The organism is Segetibacter sp. 3557_3, from assembly GCF_004354985.1.
Lineage (GTDB): Bacteria > Bacteroidota > Bacteroidia > Chitinophagales > Chitinophagaceae > Segetibacter.
In genome coordinates this window covers 97,272-117,949 of record NZ_SMSK01000006.1, presented here as the reverse complement: position 1 = coordinate 117,949, position 20,678 = coordinate 97,272, and the positions used below count along the sequence as shown (strand labels likewise).

The following is a 20,678-nucleotide window of genomic DNA, read 5'->3' as shown; positions in this document are numbered from 1 at the left end:
AAATCACCCGCAGGAGAGAAAAGGAAGAAATGAAAGCGCTAATTAAGGAAAAGACGTTGATTTCTTAGTCTTTCCTCCGAGTCGTGCAATTGCTGTTGCAACATTTCGAACTCGTGTTCTTTTCTAATGAGATCAGATTGGCATTGAATAATCTGCTTGCGGTAATCGCGAACCTTGTGCTGCAATTTTTTTGTAAACGTAGCCCTGAAAACGAGGCCGATGATGATGCCAATAAACAGCGGGGCAACAAGTTGAAACAACAGTTGAAAAGTTTGAAGAGTCATCCGGGTTTTTTAAGGATATTAGGTAACTGGCTTATTGATGTTAAAGGGTATCAAATAGTTGCATTTAAGGTATAAATACCTGTTACTCAACCCGGACCATCGTATTTCTACGTTATTGTAATCTATCGCAAATGTAATGCAATTACGCATTATCTAATATAATTGTCCACATAATGTGCTGACTATAAAGATATAAGAACCTGGTGGGGTTCCCGCGAGGGTGTTTGCCTGTGTGTTGAAGGGCACATTCTTTAAAATGCCACCTGTAGCTAAAATAAACCATGCAGTGGTTAGTTTCTGTTTATAGCTTTTTGTTCTGTACGTGCCGGTCTTTATCCCGGTTGGTTTTCTTTTCAAAATTCTTTTCGAGGGCAGCTGTAAGGTCTACCCCTGTTTGGTTGGCTAAACAAATCAGCACCCATAGCACGTCTGCCATCTCATCGCCCGGTTCTCTGTCGGACTCATTCGCTTTAAAAGATTGCTCCCCATATTTTCGAACCATAATCCGGCTTAATTCCCCTACTTCTTCCATGAGGATGCCAAGATTTGTCAGCTCACTAAAGTACCGTACGCCAACGGTCTTAATCCAGTTGTCCACATCTGCTTGTGCCTGTTGAAGTGTCATACCTTATTCTTTGTTTTTTGTGTCTATTACAATGGTTACCGGGCCGTCGTTAAGCAGGCTCACCTTCATGTCGGCACCAAAGACTCCTGTTTGTACCGGTTTTCCCAGGTCCTGCTCAACTTGCTTCAGGAATGCCTCGTAAAGAGGGATAGCCACATCAGGCTTCGAGGCGCGAATGTAAGATGGCCTGTTGCCTTTTTTCGTGCTGGCATGCAACGTAAACTGGCTCACCACCAGGATGTCCCCTCCGGTATCTTTCACGCTAAGGTTCATCACGCCTTCGGGATCGTTAAAAACTCTTAGGTTCACCAGTTTGCCGGAGAGCCACTGAAGGTCTTCCGGTGCATCAGCGTCTTCAAAGCCCGCGAGAATCAGCAGTCCCGACTCGATCTTGCCGGTATTCCTGTCATCCACCACAACCGAGGCTCCGGTTACCCGTTGTATTACTGCTCTCATGAATTAAGTTTGCCGTTTATATATGATGATGAAGATAAATGTTTACCCCGAAATCACTTTTAGCACGGCGCGTAGCGGCGGCAGTGGCGGGCAAAATGTAAACAAGGTTGAAACAATGGTGGAAGGGCGTTGGCTCATTGCCGAATCGCAACTGGTAACAGCAGAACAAAAGGCAATACTGGCCGAACGGCTTGCAAACCGGATCACGCGGGAGGGTGCGTTGCTCGTAAAATCCCAAACAGAACGGACACAACTGGGCAATAAGGAACAGGTTATCGAAAAAATAAACGTCCTGGTTAACGAGGCGTTGATCAGGAAGAAAGCGAGAATTGCTACGAAAGTGCCCAGGGCCGTTAAACAAAAGATTAGGGCGAGCAAACAATTTCGATCGGATGTAAAGCAAAACCGAAAGAAGTTCAGGCCGGGCCAGTACTAAACTATACCCCGGCTTCCCCATCCATTTTATATCGTCACCATCCGGTTCTTACTCCTATTTTTGGGCGAAATTTTCCATACCATTGAGCGGAATAAAAAAATTAGCAGGACAAACGATTTGGTATGGCGCAAGTACTATCGCTGCAAGATTTATCAATTACCTGCTGACACCTTATCTTACCGGGGGAGTATTGCTCGTTTCAAGTTATGGTGAGATGAGCCTTGTTTATGCTGCCATTCCTTTGCTCAATGTGCTTTTTACCTACGGTTTCGAAACCGCTTACTTCAGGTTCGCACAACGCAAGGAACACGAACAAAACATCTACAGTACAGCTGCGCTCTCCTTAATGTGTTCAACGATTTTATTTTCCATCCTGCTTTGGACCTTTCACGAGTCGTTGGCAAAGTTTGCCGGGGTGCCTGAGAACCCCCTCCTGATTAAGTTAAGCATCCTGGTGATTGCATTCGACAGCTTAAGCACACTACCTTTTGCCAGGCTCCGACAGGAAGGACGCCCGGTAAAGTTTGCAGTAATCCGCATAGCTGGTATCTTAATCAACATCGGGCTAACCGTATTCTTTCTTTCCTATTGTCCTAAGCTTATTGCAAATGATCCCGGCCATTGGGTAGGTCTGTTTTACAGTAGTACCACCAACCCGGTTACTTATATCGTTGTTGCCAATGTTGTGCAATCTGCGTTTACCCTGCTTTTACTATTAAAGGAGATTGGTGAAATACAGCTAAAATTCGACGCTAAGTTGTGGAAGGAAATGCTGGTGTATTCAATGCCCCTGGTCATTGCCGGCCTCGGAGGAATGATTAACGAAACATTCGACAGGATTATGCTATCCTGGTGGGTGCCGGGTACGGAAGTTTTCAAGCAGGAACAGGTAGGTATCTATAGCGCCTGCTACAAACTATCCATACTCATCACCCTGTTCATACAGGCGTTCCGTATGGGTGCAGAACCGTTCTTTTTTAAACAGGCGCAGGGCGACAACCCTCAGCGTACCTACGCAAGGGTGATGAAATTCTTCGTGATGACCGTAACGATGATGTTTCTTGTAGTCGCCCTGTTTCTTCCACTTTGGCGATACTTTGTAGGTCCTAAATTCTGGGGAGGTCTTGTTGTTGTGCCGATCCTCTTGCTGGCAAATATTTTCCTCGGCGTGTATTACAACCTTAGCATCTGGTACAAACTGGGAAACAAAACACGGGCTGGTGCCTACCTCACCTTGATTGGTGCTTTGGTTACGCTAATTATCAATTTTGTTTTTATACCCCGTTATGGGTTTATGGCCTGCGCATGGGCAACTTTTTTTTGCTACGGAACAATGATGGTTTTAAGTTTTATATGGGGACAAAAGGAGTACCGTATTCCGTATGCAACAAAGAAGTTGGTCGCTTATATCATCATTGTTGTTGTATTATTTCTCATTCACCTCTTCATCAGTTACCTGCTCCCGAACATGGTTATTCAAACAGTTCTCGCAGTCGTGCTGCTGGCACTTTATGTTTCCTTCCTGTTGCTTGTTGAGAAAAAGGAATTTCAAAAGTTACCCATAGTAGGCAAATACCTGAGATAGAGTTGCCGGCGCAGTCCTGTTCATGTGCCGGCAACCCTGTATGCCTAAGCTTCGTTCCGGGATATGTTGTACAGTTCGTACCAATCCTGCTTATCAAGTTCGATGTCGAAAGCGCCTGCTATATTCCTGATGCGTTGTTCGCTGGTTGTTCCGATTAACGGGAGCGCACCAATCTGCACGATCCAGGCTACGGCGAGCGACTCAATGTCAACCTGGTATTTAGCACTCATTTCTTGCAGCTTTTCGCGCACGCGCACGGCAATCGGATCAGTTCCGCTTGCAATACGGCCACCCGCCAATGGCGAAGAAGCAAGTGGGTGCATGTAACGCTGTTTGATGTAGTCAATCTGGCCATTATCAAGTGCTGCCGTATTCAGGAGATTAAGTTCAATATGGTTGGTGACAATCGGTGTTTTCAGGTACGAAGACAAGAGCTGGTGCTGGAAAACCGAGAAATTTGCTACACCAATATTTTTTACTTTCCCCGTTTCTTTTAACCGTAGTAATGCAAGTGCAGTTTCTTCAAGGTTCGATGTCGGGTCGAGGTGATCTAAAAGAAAGATATCAATGTAATCGGTTTTCAGGTTGCGCAGGGAGTTATCAACGCAATTCAGGATATGTTGTTTCGACGTATCGTAGTGTTTAATCCGAACTTCGGGTTGGCTGCTGTGTGGCATTCTAAGGCCGCATTTGGTAAACAAAACAATGTCTTCCCGTTTAAACGATTTCCGCTGTATCAATTCACCGAAAGTTGCCTCGCAGTTGTACAGGCCATAAACATCGGCATGATCAAAAGTATTTATGCCAAGTTCAAGACAGAGATTTACGATCCGCTCCATCTTGTCGCTGATGTTTTCCATTTCGTTCCAGCGGTAAAAGCCATAAATCGCTTGCGATACTTTGGGTCCGGAGTCACTCAGATATACTTTTTGCATGGCCGTCTTATTAGGAAGTTTGGTTTGATTTGCTTCAGGGGCACGAAACTAAAATTAATTGGTGAGTTTACGGATTGGAAAATCAACAAACCCGGTGTGCCTTCCCGTTGTTGCTAAAACATCATTCGGCGGCAAACAAAAAAACCCTTGTTAAAGGGTTTTAGTGCTTGCCATATCGTCGTGTTTCCGTACCCGTATTTTTTGGGGACCAACAGCAGGAATACTGGTGGACATCGTTGTGTCACTCCCTTGTACAGTGAGTACTTTATTCACCGTGGCTCAGGTGCAGCGATTTGCCTGAATGTATGAGCTCAAAGTTGGTGACCAAACACTAGGCGTTCCTGTTAATACAATTGAGGTCTTCGAAAGCAACTTCGAGCCTCTTGCTAAAGGTCTCTTCTCCTTTGCGCAACCATACCCGGGGATCATAATATTTCTTGTTTGGCTTTCCCGGTCCTTCAGGATTGCCAAGCTGTCCTTGCAGGTAGCCTTCACTCTTTTTGTAATTGTTGAGGATACCTTCCCAGAATGCCCATTGTAAATCGGTATCAATATTCATTTTGATTGCACCATAACTAATGGCTTCTCTGATCTGGTGTTGTGGTGATCCGCTACCTCCGTGAAACACGAAGTATAGAGGCTTTTCACCCGTTTGATAATGTTGCACGATATAGTCCTGGCTATTCTTTAGTATCTCAGGGCGTAGTTCAACGTTGCCCGGGCTATAAACACCATGTACGTTTCCAAAGGCTGCGGCAACGGTAAACAAATTGCCTACTTCGCGAAGGTGCTCATAAGCGTACGCAACATCTTTTGGCTGGGTATATAGTTTGTCGTTTTCTACATCACTGTTGTCTACACCGTCTTCCTCTCCACCCGTTACGCCAAGTTCTATCTCTATACCCATACCCAGCGGCTGAAGCCGTTTGAAGAACTGTACAGACGTTTCAATGTTTTCCTCTACTGTTTCTTCAGAAAGGTCAAGCATATGTGAGCTAAACAGGGGTTGATTTTTTTCTTTGTAAAACTGTTCGCCGGCATCAATCAAACCGCTGATCCAGGGCAGCCACTTTTTCGCAGCATGATCGGTATGAAGCACAACGGGCACGCCATAATACTTAGCAACATTATGGATATGAAGCGCACCAGAAATAGCACCCGAGATGTTTGCTTGAAGGTTGTCGTTGGGCATTCCTTTACCGGCTATAAACTGAGCTCCGCTATTCGAGAACTGGATGATCACAGGCGAGTTCACTTTTGCTGCCGTTTCAAGCGTTGCGTTAATCGAATTTGTGCCAATCGTATTCACAGCAGGCATAGCAAATTCGTTTTGTTTAGCATCCTGTAAAAGTGCTTCCAGTTCTTCACCGAAAACAACACCAGCTTTGTATTTCTTCATGAATGAGTTTTTGTTGTGATTACAAAAAGATAAATATACGTAGGCTGAGTTTGAATACTCAAACTTTATCACCAGAAATATCAGCCCCAAACCGGAGAAGCTTTCGGCTATGCCGGGGTTTAATTTACTTATAATACAACACGACAAGCCGCTGAACAAATGATTTCAGTTCATCCCTGGAAAGTCTAAGCTTTGTTGTTGTGATGATCTAATTTAGGTAACTGTAGTTTGTAATGCTTCAGTCACGAATGAGGTTGAGTCGGGGAGGACCCAAAGGGTTTGGGGAAACTTGCGACCTTGGCGCTGCAGCGCCACGCGGAGTCCGGCGTTTGCTAAAACAAAAAGAGGCTGTCTTTGTGAGACAGCCTCTTAGTCGGGGCGGTCCCAAAAGCATTTGGGAAACTTGCGACCTTGGCGCTGCAGCGCCACGCGATAATCTTTAGGCTACCCAGTAGCTTGTTCAAGGAACCGCTTTGCACCTCTCTTTTTGATATTGTTTTCAGCCTTTAATGCTTCTGTACGACCCTCATAGACCTTGGTGTAAACCAATTTCCAAGGCACACCTTTGCTGGTGTGTTTACTCCAGCCATTGTTGTGATCATTCAAACGTTTAGCTAAGTCCTGTGTGCTTCCCGTATAAAACTGTTGAAGCGAGTCACTGAAGAGTATATAAATATAGTATTCCATATTAATGTATCTACCGCCTTCAATTGCGCACTATCAAGCATTCGAAAACCTCATGATTAGGAGCGTAGAGCGTAGCTTTAAAATACAAAATTCATGAAATTCTGAGACGATCTTAACTCGGGGCGGTCCCAAAAGCATTTCGGAAACTTGCAGCCTTGGCGCAGCGGCGCCACGCGATAATCTGGCGTTTGCTAAAACAAAAAGAGGCTGTCTTTGTGAGACAGCCTCTTAGTCGGGCGGTCCCCAAGGGTTTGGGGAAACTTGCGACCTTGGCGCTGCAGCGCCACGCGATAATCTGGCGTTTGCTAAAACAAAAAGAGGCTGTCTTTGTGAGACAGTCTCTTAGTCGGGGCGGCAAGATTCGAACTTGCGACCTCCTGCTCCCAAAGCAGGCGCGATAACCGGGCTACGCTACGCCCCGAACAAATAACTTCCGGTGAAGCGGTGAGGGAGGGATTCGAACCCTCGGTACAGTTTAACCCGTACGACGGTTTAGCAAACCGTTCCTTTCGGCCACTCAGGCACCTCACCAACCAAACCCCTTACTTTTCTAAGGGGTGGCAAAAATAAGGGTTAACTTCCAATTGTCAAATATGAATTTAAATATTTTTTTAGCCCGCCATTATTTCTCCGTTGAGCACTGTGGTTGACACAAAAAACCCCGCCGGTTTTGGCAGGGTTACAAGATATTATTTAGAGAGTTACATCGCAGCCAGCTGAACCTTTTGCTGCAGTTCCATCACGTTTTCGCGGAACAAGCTGTCTGTGTCCATAAGATCTTTCACGGTCTGACAGCTATGGATTACCGTGGTATGATCCCGGCCACCAAAGTGTTCTCCTATTGTCTTCAACGAATTTTTCGTAAAAGCCTTAGCCAGGTACATTGAAATCTGGCGGGCCTGTACAATTTCACGTTTGCGGGTTTTCTGCAACAGCTTATCATAAGGAACATCAAAATATTCGCATACCATCTTTTGAATGGTCTCAATGGTGATTTCCTTACTGCTCGTCTTTACAAAATTGCGCAATACTTTTTTTGCAAGCTCAAGGTCGATTTCCCTTTTGTTCAAAGATGATTGTGCAAGCAGGGAAATGAGTGCACCTTCGAGTTCACGGATATTACTGTTGATGTTATAGGAAACATATTTCACAACTTCCTTTGGCATGTCAAGCCCATCATTCTTCATCTTCCTGTCAAGTATCTCAATCCGGGTATCATAGTCCGGCATTTGCAGATCGGCACTTAGTCCCCAGCGAAAGCGACTAAGCAAACGCTCCTGCAAACCATCAAGATCTTTCGGAGGTTTATCAGATGATAATACCAGTTGTTTACCCGACTGATGCAGGTGATTAAAGATGGCAAAAAAAGCATCCTGGCTTCTTTCCGCCCGGTTAAAAAACTGGACGTCGTCGATGATCAAAACATCAATGAGTTGATAGAAATGTATGAAGTCGTTGATTGCGTTGTTACGACTATGGTCCTGGAACTGGTTAATAAACTTTTCTGAACTTACATACAGTACCACCTTGTTCGAATGAAGCCTTTTTACTTCATTGCCTATGGCCTGGGCGAGGTGTGTTTTGCCTAAGCCAACACCACCATAAACAACCAGCGGATTAAATGAATTTGCGCCAGGCTTCTCTGCTACAGTTTTACCTGCTCTTCTTGCTACACGATTACAGTCACCTTCTATAAAAGAGTCGAAAGTATATATAGGATTAAGCTGTGGATCGATCTGCATTTTCTTCAGACCAGGAATAACGAATGGATTCTTAACCGGGTTGTTAATGACCAACGGAAAGTCCATCTCGTTGTTGGTGTAGGTCTTGATATTGTTAGCAGGAACGTCCATTGTCAGTGGTTTGTTGTTGTTGTTACCACTGTCCACCATTATCCTGTATTCTAGCCTGGCATCCTTTCCTAATTCACGCTTTAAAGTTTTTGCAAGTAAGTTAACGTAGTGCTCTTCGAGGTACTCGTAAAAGAACTGGCTGGGTACCTGTATGAGTAAGATATTACCTTTTATTTCTACGGGTCTGATGGGTTCGAACCAGGTTTTATAATGTTGCCATTCTACTATGTCTTTAATAATCTTTAAACAATTATTCCAAACGATATCAGCAGTTTTAGGCATATTGGTCACCACAATTTTTTATACAGGTTATGAATGTTAGCTGATCGGTTTTTCCTAATTACGTTCTCCACATGCTGTGTAAAAGAATATTTGGCAGGACGGCGAATATCAAACATTCTAGGTTAAAAAAAAATTTTTTATACGCTTGGAATTCCCCTCATAACACCAGTATAATTATCCATAGCAAAGCGTAATTTCTGGCACGAAAAAAGTGCTCTCGCAGCTTCGTAAGTGCCTAATTTTCAAAGTGGCCTGATTAGCAAACACATCCCTTCGTTAACTGACTTTATAGTTGACAATCGAAGCAAATTTTCATTTCTTATGATGAAGAAATCTACCTATATGTTGCGTTCAACCAAAAACCATTTACCGGATAGGTTTTATCAATTACCATTCCATTTATAGTAGCGATACGAATTGGGGTCTCTCGTGGAAAGTTGCCGTGGTCTGTCAAAAATATTGTATGCGGGCCGTTCCAATGAAAATACACTTATATAATGAAATGTCTAGTACCCTTATTGCGTTTAAGATAATTTTAAGTGATACTTTTGCAGCCAAACTTTTTTTAGATGTCTTACGAAATCACAGGTAAACTTGTCGCGAAATTTGATATTGTGCAGCGCACGGAAAGCTTTAAAACACGGGAGTTTGTTATAGAAAAATCGGATGATATAAACGGTCGTGTGATCACCAATTACATAAAGTTCCAATGCGTGCAGGATAAAACAGCAATGCCTGACCGTTTCAACAAAGGAGACGAAGTGAAAGTGCAGTTCAATCTTAAAGGAACCAAGTGGGAGAAAGACGGTAAAACGAACTATATCACCAACCTCGACGCATGGCGTATGGAGAGTGTAAAATTGTCCCAGGATGACCAGGGTCAAAACACCACCAACTACAACGACATTGCTCCCTCAGACGTTGTAGATGACCTGCCATTTTAACCAACATAAACCCATGTCATAGTGCCCGGGCAAACAGTCTCTATTGATGAGCGACAGCTGGTAAAGCTGTTGTCTTGCTCTTCAGCCTAACATTGAAACAGCAGCACAGGGTTGTACATGCACGGGTAATACATCAAAGTAAATATTTCCTCGTTTCGATAGAAAGATGTTGTTCACACTTTCAAATGCAACAGCAAGTCACACTCCGACTCACACCTTCTGAAGCACTCGATGAGCAGGTGATCAGTTCAACGATCGCTGCTCATCTTAATAAAGCTGTAACCGATATTACCGGCTATTTTGTTGTTAAGCAATCTCTGGATGCAAGGGGTAAACAGGCGTGGGTTAATCTCACCTTAAACGTGTTTATCAACGAACCTTTCCAGCAAAGAACGGTACGGAAAATTGAATTGCAGCCAGTGCATTCTGCCAGGCATAGTGTCGTTATTGTGGGTGCAGGTCCGGCCGGATTGTTTGCTGCACTTTACCTTATCGAACAAGGCATAAGACCTGTAATATTAGAACGTGGAAAAGATGTTAAAGCAAGGCGAAGAGATCTTGCTACGTTGAATAAAGCAGGGGTCGTAAATGCAGAAAGCAACTACTGTTTTGGTGAGGGTGGTGCAGGTACATATAGTGATGGTAAACTGTATACAAGAAGTACTAAACGCGGTGACGTCAATCGCATACTGAACATCTTTGTGCAGTATGGTGCTGATGAAGAAATATTGTATGAGGCACATCCCCATATTGGTACGAACAAGCTTCCCCATATCATTACTGCAATTCGCAATGCCATCATCGAAAGCGGCGGCCTTTTCATTTTTGAAAAGAAAGTAACCGACTTATTGATTGATCGCGGATCAGTCACCAGCGTAGTAACAGCTGATGGTGATCAGTATCCTGCTGACTCAGTCATCATTGCCACAGGTCATTCCGCGCGCGACATATTTACGTTTTTACATGCGAAAGGAATATTGATTGAAGCAAAACCTTTTGCCCTTGGTGTGCGTGTTGAGCATCCACAGGCATTGATCGATGAGATGCAGTATAACCGCAAGCCAACAATCTCTTCTCCTTTTACGGCAGAGGGGTTGAGTTACAAGCGTAGCGAATATTTACCGCCTGCATCTTACAGTCTTGTTCAACAGGTAAAAGACAAAGGTGTCTTTAGCTTTTGCATGTGCCCGGGTGGGATAATTGCCCCCGCTGCTACTAATCCGGGCGAACTTGTTGTAAATGGATGGAGCCCGAGTAAGCGAAACAATTTTTTTGCAAACAGCGGCATGGTTGTAACGGTAAACCAACAAGACCTCACGAGCCTCCAAGAATACAATGCTTATCTCAAACACCACGGAAGTGACATCAATTCACCACTTAGCCTGATGTATTTTCAGCAGATGGTTGAAGAAAAAGCCTTTCAGACCGGTGGTGGTAATATGGTCGCGCCGGCACAACGAATGGCTGATTTCAGTGATAATAAATCCTCATCATCATTGCCATCATGTAGCTATTTGCCCGGGATACATTCTGCAAATCTTAACGCTTGTTTGCCACCATTTATCTACAAAAGCCTGCAACAGGGTTTCAGGGCCTTTGGTGAAAAAATGAAAGGGTACTTTACCAATGATGCCCTGGTTGTAGCAACAGAAAGCAGAACATCATCGCCGGTCCGTATCCCGCGCGAGCAATTAACGTTGCAGCATCCCCAACTCAAAAACCTGTATCCCTGCGGCGAAGGAGCAGGATACGCAGGCGGTATCGTAAGTGCTGCAATGGATGGCGAGCGTGTTGCAGCAAGCATATGCCTGCAACTCACCGGTAAAGCCTGACCAAAACGGGGTCCAGGCAACTTCATCGAAACAACTGCTCATGCTGGATTATGGGCTACAGTAGGACTGCCAAACCGGGTTTCTTTATATCCCGGCGCGGTTAAGAAAATTGCCAAACCGTTTACCTCCTTTTGATTATATTTCGATTATTCATTAGCGTTTTACATCACCTCAACTTTATGCTTGTAAAAACATTCGGAAGCGCGGTATACGGCGTTGAAGCCATCAACATTACAATAGAAGTAAGCGTAGGTGAAGGACAGGGCTACTTTCTTGTAGGCCTTCCTGATGGCGCTGTAAAGGAAAGTCAGCAACGGATAGACAGCGCGATAAAGTCCAATGAGCTCCGGATGCCCCGAACTAAGATCGTGGTCAACATGGCTCCTGCCGACATCAAGAAAAGTGGCTCGGCCTTCGATCTTCCCATCGCCATGGGTATCCTTGGTGCCAGTGAACAGTTGGAAAATGCGGATCGTTTGAAAGACTATGTGATCATGGGCGAACTCAGTCTTGATGGGGCAATTCAACCCATAAAAGGTGCACTGCCTATTGCCATACAGGCCCGCAAGGAAGGATTCCGGGGCCTGATTGTTCCAAAGCAAAATGCCCGTGAAGCGGGAATGGTTAACAACCTTGCGGTGTACGGCGTCACGCATCTCAACGACCTTCTCGGCTTTTTCGCTGATGAAACATCACTAAAGCCGGTGGATGTAGATACCCGCGAAGAGTTCTTCAATTCGCAATATCAATTTGATCTCGACTTTAGCGATGTTAAAGGTCAACAGAACATCAAGCGCGCACTGGAGATAGCCGCGGCAGGTGGTCACAATGCTATATTGATTGGCCCCCCCGGTGCCGGCAAAACGATGCTGGCAAAGCGGTTGCCTACGGTGTTGCCACCATTAAGTCTGCACGAAGCGCTTGAAACAACAAAGATCCATAGTGTTGCAGGTAAGCTTCCCGAGAATGCATCACTTATCAATAAGCGACCATTCAGAAGTCCCCATCATACCATCAGTGATGTTGCCCTGGTTGGCGGTGGCGGTGTTCCGCAGCCAGGCGAAATTTCACTTGCCCACAACGGGGTATTGTTTCTTGATGAGTTGCCCGAGTTTAAGCGCACCGTTCTTGAAGTAATGCGCCAGCCTATGGAAGAACGAAGGGTTACTATTTCCAGAGCAAAAGTCGCACTTGATTTTCCCGCAAACTTTATGTTGATCGCGAGTATGAACCCCTGCCCATGTGGCTATTACAACCACCCCGAAAAAGATTGTACCTGTCCACCCGGTGCTGTGCAGAAGTACCTCAATAAGATTTCCGGACCGCTACTCGACAGGATTGACCTTCATGTTGAAGTAACACCGGTTGCCTTTGGTGAACTTACGGGGCATGTGAAAGGCGAAGCTTCTGAAACCATCAGGAACCGCGTAATCAAAGCACGTGAAATACAAACAGAACGTTACAAAAACACACCGGGCACATATGCTAATGCCCAAATGAGCAGCCAACAACTCAGGCAGATATGTATGATCAACCAGGCAGGTGACGCATTGCTCAAAAAAGCAATGGAGCGTTTGAATTTATCTGCCCGTGCTTACGACCGAATTCTAAAAGTTTCACGAACGATAGCAGATCTTTCAGGCAGTGCCGACATCAAAGTTGAGCATCTTGCTGAAGCCATTCAGTACCGGAGCCTCGACCGCGAAGGATGGGCTGGTTGATTCAGCAAATCATTTGTGGCAGGTAAAAGTCCCTGGCATTGCAGCCATTTTATTTTGAAGCCCGCTATCAATGTTTACGTAAGCGCGACTCTCTGCAAAAGCCTGCATTAATACACGACTGTTTACAGGGGGTTGAAATGAGGTGAAGTGGGCTGTGATGTTTCCGTTTGATTTTTCGTTCATGTTAAACGAAAGAGGCTTTGAACCACAATCAAACGACATTGCCGCCATATCAATCATTTTTAATTGCTGTTGGGCCTGTGTTTTGAAAATTAGCTTCCGGTTGGTGATATCATATACAATGTTCCATTTCGTAAAGCTTCCCTGGGAAACTTTGTCAAGTATGCCGAACGAGTAATCTACCATATCCGTCTTCTTCGACGGGCCAAATTGATCTACCATTTTGCAGGCGGTAGCAAACCGGTCGATCGAGTTGTCGGTAAAACCATTTGTATGAGGTTTGTTAACTCCTTTTAACGACTCGGTGTAGGTGCTATTGGTTAAAACGGGGTAGGGAAGCTCACCAGAACGATGAACACTTATCCTGCCATCTAAAAATTCAATTGTCGCAGACTGACCTCTTGCATCTGCAACCAAAAAGTGCAGGGGTGCGCCAATACTTGCGATGCGTATGATTTTCTCACTTGCAATGACTTCATCGATGGTTGCGGCATTGTCAAGTTGGTATTGTACCCACTGAAGTACCGGAAGTCCCGGCCGCTTGTCTGCCGCAGGGTACTTCGTTTCACTTAGCCACATCACTTCGACCACAAGGCCTTTTTCGTTCATCCCCCCGTTTGGAAATTCTTTGCCATACTGGTTAAAGGTTATGGAGCCATACTTCGAGGTCCATTCAAATGAATTGCTGTTGTCAACCACCAGCGAACGTTTTGCCAGGCCACGCAGGTTAGAATGAACCATACCGGTGCCGGTCACCCAATCGTAGTTGCGGCCGAAAACGAGCCGTCCTTTATGTTCAAGCAAGAAAGTAGTGCAGGCCATCACCTCAGCGGCGATACTGATCATCAGTAAAACAAGCAAAACACGTTTCATGCAATAAAGTAAGTTGATAAGCCATTCAAAACGTTGCTCAAACCTAAAACGTTTTGTGAAATTACGCGACCAGCTTACCGCGGTACACACAGGTTTGATGCTGTATATTCCAATAAGTTTACCTGCTCTATACTTTCTTCTGAGACAAGCATAACCAACCTTCTTCAACACCGTGGGCGCCTTGCCGAGCCAGTGGGCCCGACTTCTCTGCCTTTTCTTTTTCGTTCATTGATCCACCCGAAGGGGCCTGGTCACCAATCCTGTACGTACGTGAGTCGTTAGCCTAATCTTTCCCGTGCTGACCGAAAGTATGCCGTGGAAGAGCGTGCTACCTGTCGAAGCCGGGTTCATTCGGGTAGAAACAGGGGCTTCATAGATGACCTTCAGCCAGCTGCCGCAAGACTGCTTACCCCAGCGATACTTCATCCACTACTGTTGTAGAAATTGCCTGAAATAAAAAATGCGAACAAATCGACCCGTACAGCAGTTACATTTGCACACTATATTGTTTGTATGGCAGAGCATGTAAAAAGAGGCATTATACTTATGAACCTGGGATCGCCCGACTCTACGGAAGTTCCTGATGTTAAGAAATACCTCACTGAATTTTTGATGGATGGGCGTGTTATCGATTACCCATGGATCTTTAGAAAAATCCTGATTAGCGGAATAATTGTACCCACCCGTTCACCCCGATCGGCAGAAGCTTATAAAAAAGTTTGGACCAAAGAAGGCTCCCCGTTGGTTGTAATCACAAAGCAGCAACAACAGGCACTTCAGCAGCAAGTTGAAGAACCTGTTGAAATTGCAATGCGGTATGGCAACCCGTCAATGGAGCAGGCCTATGAAAACCTGTTGCAGAAAGATCCGGGTATAAAAGAAGTGATCGCAATTCCGTTGTACCCACATTATGCAATGTCGAGCTACGAGACGGCAGTTGAACACGCAAAAACAGTTTATCGCAAAAAAGCATACCCGTTCAAGCTCTCCTTTATCGACCCATTTTACGATAATGAACATTTTATAACGGCACTCACCGATAGTATCCGGCCATATCTTCAGCAACCGTACGACCAGGTGTTATTTAGTTATCATGGCTTGCCACAACGCCACATGACTAAAGCAGACCCTACCCATAAGCATTGCATGCAATCGCCTGATTGTTGCGAAGTGGCTTCGGTAGCGCACAAAACCTGTTATCGTCACCAATGCCGCACAACTACAAGGCTGGTGGCCGACCGGCTGCAAATACCAACTGAAAAAGTAGGCATATCATTTCAGTCAAGACTGGGCCGGGAGGAATGGTTAAAGCCATACACCGCCAAGCGGCTCGAGGAACTGCCAGGTGAAGGCGTGAAGAAATTGATTATACTCTGCCCTGCTTTTGTAAGCGATTGCCTGGAAACACTCGAGGAAATTGCCATGGAGGGACGCGAAAGTTTCCTGCACGCAGGCGGCGAAACCTATACGCTTGTGCCTTGCTTAAACATACACCCACTCTGGATAACCGCGATGAAAAAATGGATTGACGGCGAGTGGGTGAAAGCAAGTACGCAAAACGAGGTGCAACTGGTATAGCTGATACTTTGCGGGACAATGAACGTAGTTTAAACTGAACACAACAGGCACATGCTGCTTTACCTTAAAGCCCTCCACATCATTTTTATCGTAACCTGGTTTAGCGGGATGTTTTATATCGTTCGTCTGTTTATATACAATGCAGAAGCAGCCCAAAAGACCGGGGTTGAACGGGAGGTCCTTCAAAAGCAGTATGAAATCATGATCAAACGCCTTTGGTTTGGTATTACCTGGCCTTCTGCTGTTCTCACACTTATATTTGGGCCGCTGGTGATGTATACGTTTGGATACTTTAGCCCGGTTCCGGGTTGGCTCTGGATAAAACTTGCATTTGTTCTGTTACTGTATTGCTACCATTACTCTTTGCACCTGATCTATCGGCAACAAATGCGGGGCTTGTTCTCGATATCTTCTCAAAAGCTTCGCGTTTGGAACGAGGTTGCAACCATATTCCTGGTTGCTATTGTTATGCTCGTAGTGGTAAAACAAAACATGAGTTGGGCCTGGGGACTTGGCGGGCTTCTGCTCTTTGTCGTATTGCTCATGAGTGCCATTAAGATTTACAAAAGTATCCGGGATAAGAAGTGATCAGGCTACCCTGAAAGGCTTATTACAAGCAGCAGTGAGTTGTCCCGGGCTCACGCACTCACCGTCGGCTATAGCCTGATGGTATCTTCCTGCTTTCTCCTACATTTGGTTTTAAAATAGATTCATGCACATTCCGAAAGTTTGCTTCGTTTTATTGCTGTTTTGCATCAGTTGTAACTCATCGACAGACGTAGATACGATTGTTCACAACGGTGTTGTATATACTGTCGATAAAAACTTTAGCACTGTGCAGGCATTTGCTGTGGACGACGGTAAAATTGTGGCTACCGGTACGAACGAGGAGATTCTGGAAAACTACAATGGTAAAGAAAAGGTTGATGTTGGTGGACGTGCTGTTTACCCTGGCTTCATCGATGCACATGCCCATTTTCTTGGTTACGGTCAATCTCTGTTTGCGGTTGATCTTTTCGGAACCAGAAGTTGGGAGGAAGCAGTGAAACGTGTGCAAAAATTCGCATCGGAGCACCCGGAAGAGGCCTGGATTGTTGGTCGGGGATGGGACCAAAATAAGTGGCCCGGAAAAGCATTTGCCAATAATGACCGGCTGAATGAGCTCTTCCCTGACAAGCCCGTATTCCTTACCAGGGTTGACGGTCATGCGGCAATGGCCAACCAGAAAGCATTGGATCTTGCCGGCATTAAGCCCGGGCAAAAACTAACCGGAGGTGAGATAGAGACAAAGGGTGGTAAGCTTACGGGATTGCTGATCGACAATGCCAAAGGACTGGTAGGCTCCAGGCAGCCTGCTGCTACCATTAACGACTATGTGAAGTGGCTGACTGCTGCCCAAAACAATTGCTTTGCAGTAGGACTAACAACAGTCACCGACTGCGGTCTGATGTATAACGATGTTGAAGCAATAGATGGTCTGCAGAAAGAAGGTAAGATTGATATGCGCATGTACATCATGCTCAGCGACGATCCCGCCAATTACGACAAGTACCTGGCAAAGGGACCTTACAAAACCGAGCGGATGTTTGTGAAAGGTTTTAAGGTTTATGCTGACGGAGCCCTGGGTAGCAGGGGCGCCTGTTTATTGCAGCCTTATGCAGACCGGCATGACTCTTACGGCTTCCTGCTGAGAACAAAAGCTCACTATGACTCCGTTGCGCAACTTCTTGCGCCTACGGCTTTTCAAATGTGTACCCATGCGATCGGCGACTCTGCCAATCGCGAGATCCTTAACATTTACAACCGCGTCTTAAATGGCGCCAATGATAAACGCTGGCGTATCGAACATGCCCAGGTAATTAACTGGAACGACTTCTCCCTCTTTAGTAAATCAACCATTGTTCCATCAGTGCAACCTACCCATGCAACCAGCGATATGTATTGGGCACAGGAAAGGGTAGGCCCCGAACGCATCACCGGCGCTTATGCCTACAAGCAACTTCTTATGCAAAATGGCTGGTTGCCGCTGGGCACCGATTTTCCTGTTGAGGACATCAGTACTTTCAAAACATTTTTTGCAGCAGTAGCCCGTAAAGACGACAAGGGTTTTCCAGCAAAGGGCTTTCAACCAGAAAATGCGCTCACGAGAGAACAGGCCCTCCGCGGTATGACTATATGGGCGGCACGGGCGGGTTTTTTGGAAAAAGAGTGTGGCAGTATCGAGAAAGGAAAAAACGCCGACTTCACCATCCTGAGCAACGACCTCATGAAGGTGCCTGAGGATAGGATCCTTCAAACCAAAGCAGTTTCAACTTATCTCGCCGGAAAAAAGGTATTTGGCAAGTAGGCTGCTAAGCCACCTAATCAATCTCCACCGATTAAACCTGTAGCGTACAACCGTGCCCCTACAAGGGTCAGGTATTGTCATTTTCTTTTGGCTATCCCTATGCCAGGTCATCTCTTCTTTTAACCGCGCCTGTAGCCATCCCGGTTTGAGACTTCAATCAGCCGAATTGCCGTGCATGCCGATGCCGTACGAACATTTTAACTATCCTAAAGAAAGTATTGTAAGAACAGAATGGATTGTTTAAGTTTGCTGAAACAATAATTTAGACAAGCCTAAATAAATGATAAGGTTAATACTCCTTTTTACTTTAGCCGCTACCTCGCTTTTCACAGGCGGTCAGCCGGTTACAGATACAACCAGGGGTGTAGTAATTGCCGATGGTAAGCCGCTTGCAGGTGTTTCTGTCGTTCCCGAAGGAAAACGCCGGGGCACCATAACCGATGAAAGTGGCCGTTTTGCGTTGCCTGGTCTGACGGGTAAGCTAAAGCTTCATTTTTCTGCTATTGGGTTTATTCACCAAAGCAAGGACTTCATGCCGGGAAGCGCGAAGACCTTCGAAGACACAATCACCCTGATTGCCGACTCCCGAACACTTGACGATGTTGTGGTAAGTGGTACCATGAGAGCCGTATCAAAAATGGAAAGCCCCATTTCAGTAGAAGTTTATACCCCCGTGTTGTTTAACAAAAATCCGACACCGAACATTTTTGAGAGTCTTTCAATGGTAAACGGGGTTCAACCACAGCTTAACTGCAATGTTTGCAATACCGGTGATATTCATATTAATGGAATGGAAGGTCCTTACACCATGATCTTAATTGATGGAATGCCCATTGTTAGCAGCCTTTCAACGGTATATGGATTATCAGGAATACCGAACAGCCTGGTTAAAAGAATAGAAATCGTTAAGGGGCCGGCTTCAACACTTTATGGAAGCGAAGCAGTGGGAGGGCTGATAAATATCATCACCAAAGAGCCGGCTTCAGCTGCGCGGCTCCGTGTTGATTTTTCAGGTACAAGCATTGGGGAATACAATACAGATGTGAGCACGGGGTTTAAGGTTGGTAATGCAACTGCATTGCTTGGTATTAACTATTTCAATTATTGGAACAAGCGGGATATTAATAATGACAACTTTACCGATGTCGCCTTGCAAAACCGATTTTCCATATTCAACAAATGGGCGTTTCGCACCAGAGGTCAAAAGCTTGCAAGTTTAGCAGCCAGGTATGTGCACGAAGACCGGTGGGGTGGGGAAATGCAGTGGAACAACAAATTGCGAGGATCCAACCAGGTTTATGGAGAAAGCATACTGACCAACAGGGTTGAATTTATTGGGAATTACGGCCTTAACGCCCATCTTTCCGCCGATATTTCGTACAACTACCATTTGCAGGATAGCTATTATGGCGACACAAAGTATTATGCAAAACAGCATGTAGCCTTTGGGCAGCTGCGGTGGGCAGCAAACTATGGACGACATGACTTGTTGATAGGCTTGCCTTTACGGTTTACCAGTTACGATGACAACTCCCCGGCTACCGCCGTTAATGGTGTAAATAGGCCCGACAGGGTGTTTTTGCCTGGTATCTTTGTGCAGGATGAGTTAAAAGCAAGTGAAAAGGTTACCACCCTGGTAGGTCTACGTTTTGATCACCATAATGCACATGGTGGTATTGTAACACCAAGGGTAGCCGTAAAATGGTCGCCAAACTTAAATAACACCCTGAGACTGAGCGGTGGAAATGGTTACCGGGTAGTGAACCTGTTTACGGAGGACCACTCTGCGCTAACCGGTGCCAGGGATGTGGTTATAACTGAAAAGCTGAGGCCTGAGCAAAGCTGGAATGTAAACCTCAACTACACGAGCAATTTTAAATCGGCTGCGGTGTTGTTTTCCTATGATGCAAGTGTATTTTATACTTATTTCTCCAACAAAATCATTGGTGATTTTATTACCGATCCCCGCAAAATCATTTACGACAACCTGGACGGACATGCAATTTCAAAGGGGGTTTCCCTGAATACAGATTTGTCGATTGCACACCGGTTAAAGCTTAATGCAGGGGTAACCGTGATGGATGTATTCCAGGTAGAACGCGATGCCACCGGCAAACTTCAGAAAATACCACAGTTGTTTGCCCCCAAGTTCTCGGGAACATGGGCAGCGAGTTATTCATTTCCCCGCTATGCATTAACGTTCGACTGGACAGGCAGGTTAAATGGGCCGATGCACCTGCCGGTTGTACCTGGCGACTATCGCCCCGGGATGTCGCCAACATATTGCATTATGAACCTGCAGGCAACAAAAAATTTCGGAGGCACCTTTGAAGTGTACGGCGGAATAAAAAACCTTCTCAACTTTCTTCCATCCAATCCCCTGCTTCACCCGGATGATCCTTTTAACAAAGCCAGTGGCAAGTATTTCGACGCCAATGGTGTTCCCCGCCCTGAAACCAACCCCAACGGGTACACTTTTGATCCCTCGTACAATTATGCGCCGATCCAGGGAGCAAGAATATTTGTTGGTATGAGGTGGACGGTTACAGGTAAATAGACCATTCGAGCTGTTTTCACCAGTGATGGGCAATGTACCCCGCCATAATTGGGATGATTACAATTCCGGAGCTTGTTGTGGACCGGGAAACGGCGCTGCCTGCT

General features: G+C 45.5%; 16 protein-coding genes, 2 tRNA genes and 1 pseudogene. 9 read left to right on the top strand and 10 right to left on the bottom strand.

The genetic code is table 11. The features are described from left to right. Positions 1 to 38: 38 nt before the first annotated feature. From EXU57_RS11565 to dtd, 3 genes are all read right to left on the bottom strand, one after another. A complete protein-coding gene (locus EXU57_RS11565; RefSeq protein WP_133268367.1) occupies positions 39 to 284 on the bottom strand; it encodes a hypothetical protein in 246 nt (81 codons plus the stop codon). Between the two features lie 301 nt (positions 285 to 585). After that, positions 586 to 909: a nucleotide pyrophosphohydrolase gene (locus EXU57_RS11560; RefSeq protein ID WP_133268366.1), complete on the bottom strand. Its 324-nt coding sequence runs from the start codon at positions 907 to 909 to the stop codon at positions 586 to 588. Positions 910 to 912: 3 nt separating this feature from the next. After that, complete coding sequence (gene dtd, locus EXU57_RS11555) at positions 913 to 1,365, bottom strand: D-aminoacyl-tRNA deacylase (RefSeq protein ID WP_133268365.1); 453 nt, start codon at positions 1,363 to 1,365, stop codon at positions 913 to 915. A gap of 28 nt (positions 1,366 to 1,393) precedes the next feature. Between dtd and arfB the strand changes: the two are divergent. Both arfB and EXU57_RS11545 read left to right on the top strand, forming a co-directional pair. After that, a pseudogene (gene arfB / locus EXU57_RS11550) lies at positions 1,394 to 1,801 on the top strand (alternative ribosome rescue aminoacyl-tRNA hydrolase ArfB); the annotation flags it as partial. 82 nt (positions 1,802 to 1,883) lie between these two features. After that, complete coding sequence (locus EXU57_RS11545; protein WP_243745575.1) at positions 1,884 to 3,386, top strand: lipopolysaccharide biosynthesis protein; 1,503 nt, start codon at positions 1,884 to 1,886, stop codon at positions 3,384 to 3,386. 44 nt (positions 3,387 to 3,430) lie between these two features. On the opposite strand, the gene EXU57_RS11540 is transcribed toward EXU57_RS11545, so the two are convergent. The 6 genes from EXU57_RS11540 to dnaA all read right to left on the bottom strand — a co-directional run bounded on the left by EXU57_RS11540 (position 3,431) and on the right by dnaA (position 8,542). Next, positions 3,431 to 4,321, bottom strand: coding sequence for an aldo/keto reductase family oxidoreductase (locus EXU57_RS11540; protein WP_133268364.1), 891 nt, complete (start codon positions 4,319 to 4,321; stop codon positions 3,431 to 3,433). Positions 4,322 to 4,652: 331 nt separating this feature from the next. Next, positions 4,653 to 5,720, bottom strand: coding sequence for a class II fructose-bisphosphate aldolase (gene fbaA, locus EXU57_RS11535; protein WP_133268363.1), 1,068 nt, complete (start codon positions 5,718 to 5,720; stop codon positions 4,653 to 4,655). A 444-nt stretch (positions 5,721 to 6,164) separates the two neighbouring features. Then, complete coding sequence (locus tag EXU57_RS11530; protein ID WP_133268362.1) at positions 6,165 to 6,407, bottom strand: GIY-YIG nuclease family protein; 243 nt, start codon at positions 6,405 to 6,407, stop codon at positions 6,165 to 6,167. Positions 6,408 to 6,753: 346 nt separating this feature from the next. Further along, positions 6,754 to 6,828: transfer RNA gene (locus tag EXU57_RS11525), tRNA-Pro, on the bottom strand. Between the two features lie 21 nt (positions 6,829 to 6,849). Continuing rightward, positions 6,850 to 6,938, bottom strand: a tRNA-Ser gene (locus tag EXU57_RS11520). A 170-nt stretch (positions 6,939 to 7,108) separates the two neighbouring features. Further along, the gene (gene dnaA, locus EXU57_RS11515) at positions 7,109 to 8,542 is read right to left on the bottom strand and encodes a chromosomal replication initiator protein DnaA (RefSeq protein WP_133268361.1); all 1,434 of its coding nucleotides are present in this window, start codon (positions 8,540 to 8,542) and stop codon (positions 7,109 to 7,111) included. Between the two features lie 569 nt (positions 8,543 to 9,111). Between dnaA and EXU57_RS11510 the strand changes: the two genes are divergently transcribed. From EXU57_RS11510 to EXU57_RS11500, 3 genes are all read left to right on the top strand, one after another. Continuing rightward, on the top strand, positions 9,112 to 9,486 hold the full coding sequence (locus tag EXU57_RS11510; RefSeq protein ID WP_133268360.1) for a DUF3127 domain-containing protein: 375 nt from the start codon (positions 9,112 to 9,114) through the stop codon (positions 9,484 to 9,486). Positions 9,487 to 9,671: 185 nt separating this feature from the next. Further along, positions 9,672 to 11,318, top strand: a complete 1,647-nt coding sequence (locus EXU57_RS11505; protein WP_133268359.1) for an NAD(P)/FAD-dependent oxidoreductase — start codon at positions 9,672 to 9,674, stop codon at positions 11,316 to 11,318. Between the two features lie 179 nt (positions 11,319 to 11,497). Further along, complete coding sequence (locus tag EXU57_RS11500) at positions 11,498 to 13,039, top strand: YifB family Mg chelatase-like AAA ATPase (RefSeq protein WP_133268358.1); 1,542 nt, start codon at positions 11,498 to 11,500, stop codon at positions 13,037 to 13,039. Between the two features lie 9 nt (positions 13,040 to 13,048). On the opposite strand, the gene EXU57_RS11495 is transcribed toward EXU57_RS11500, so the two are convergent. After that, positions 13,049 to 14,092, bottom strand: a complete 1,044-nt coding sequence (locus EXU57_RS11495) for a linear amide C-N hydrolase (protein WP_133268357.1) — start codon at positions 14,090 to 14,092, stop codon at positions 13,049 to 13,051. Between the two features lie 513 nt (positions 14,093 to 14,605). Here EXU57_RS11495 and hemH point away from each other — a divergent pair. From hemH to EXU57_RS11475, 4 genes are all read left to right on the top strand, one after another. Further along, the gene (gene hemH / locus EXU57_RS11490; RefSeq protein ID WP_133268356.1) at positions 14,606 to 15,670 is read left to right on the top strand and encodes a ferrochelatase; all 1,065 of its coding nucleotides are present in this window, start codon (positions 14,606 to 14,608) and stop codon (positions 15,668 to 15,670) included. Positions 15,671 to 15,721: 51 nt separating this feature from the next. Further along, the gene (locus EXU57_RS11485) at positions 15,722 to 16,258 is read left to right on the top strand and encodes a CopD family protein (protein WP_133268355.1); all 537 of its coding nucleotides are present in this window, start codon (positions 15,722 to 15,724) and stop codon (positions 16,256 to 16,258) included. A 124-nt stretch (positions 16,259 to 16,382) separates the two neighbouring features. Continuing rightward, positions 16,383 to 18,017, top strand: coding sequence for an amidohydrolase (locus EXU57_RS11480; RefSeq protein ID WP_133268354.1), 1,635 nt, complete (start codon positions 16,383 to 16,385; stop codon positions 18,015 to 18,017). Between the two features lie 280 nt (positions 18,018 to 18,297). Next, the gene (locus tag EXU57_RS11475) at positions 18,298 to 20,574 is read left to right on the top strand and encodes a TonB-dependent receptor domain-containing protein (RefSeq protein ID WP_133268353.1); all 2,277 of its coding nucleotides are present in this window, start codon (positions 18,298 to 18,300) and stop codon (positions 20,572 to 20,574) included. The last annotated feature ends 104 nt before the right edge of the window (positions 20,575 to 20,678 follow it).

Coding starts and splice junctions, on each gene's coding strand:
- EXU57_RS11485 (WP_133268355.1), top strand. CDS start 15,722: ATGCTGCTTTACCTTAAAGCCCTCCACATCATTTTTATCGTAACCTGG.
- EXU57_RS11480 (WP_133268354.1), top strand. CDS start 16,383: ATGCACATTCCGAAAGTTTGCTTCGTTTTATTGCTGTTTTGCATCAGT.
- EXU57_RS11505 (WP_133268359.1), top strand. CDS start 9,672: ATGCAACAGCAAGTCACACTCCGACTCACACCTTCTGAAGCACTCGAT.
- EXU57_RS11530 (WP_133268362.1), bottom strand. CDS start 6,407: ATGGAATACTATATTTATATACTCTTCAGTGACTCGCTTCAACAGTTT.
- hemH (WP_133268356.1), top strand. CDS start 14,606: ATGGCAGAGCATGTAAAAAGAGGCATTATACTTATGAACCTGGGATCG.
- EXU57_RS11500 (WP_133268358.1), top strand. CDS start 11,498: ATGCTTGTAAAAACATTCGGAAGCGCGGTATACGGCGTTGAAGCCATC.
- EXU57_RS11560 (WP_133268366.1), bottom strand. CDS start 909: ATGACACTTCAACAGGCACAAGCAGATGTGGACAACTGGATTAAGACC.
- EXU57_RS11475 (WP_133268353.1), top strand. CDS start 18,298: ATGATAAGGTTAATACTCCTTTTTACTTTAGCCGCTACCTCGCTTTTC.
- dnaA (WP_133268361.1), bottom strand. CDS start 8,542: ATGCCTAAAACTGCTGATATCGTTTGGAATAATTGTTTAAAGATTATT.
- EXU57_RS11510 (WP_133268360.1), top strand. CDS start 9,112: ATGTCTTACGAAATCACAGGTAAACTTGTCGCGAAATTTGATATTGTG.
- EXU57_RS11565 (WP_133268367.1), bottom strand. CDS start 284: ATGACTCTTCAAACTTTTCAACTGTTGTTTCAACTTGTTGCCCCGCTG.
- EXU57_RS11495 (WP_133268357.1), bottom strand. CDS start 14,092: ATGAAACGTGTTTTGCTTGTTTTACTGATGATCAGTATCGCCGCTGAG.
- dtd (WP_133268365.1), bottom strand. CDS start 1,365: ATGAGAGCAGTAATACAACGGGTAACCGGAGCCTCGGTTGTGGTGGAT.
- fbaA (WP_133268363.1), bottom strand. CDS start 5,720: ATGAAGAAATACAAAGCTGGTGTTGTTTTCGGTGAAGAACTGGAAGCA.
- EXU57_RS11540 (WP_133268364.1), bottom strand. CDS start 4,321: ATGCAAAAAGTATATCTGAGTGACTCCGGACCCAAAGTATCGCAAGCG.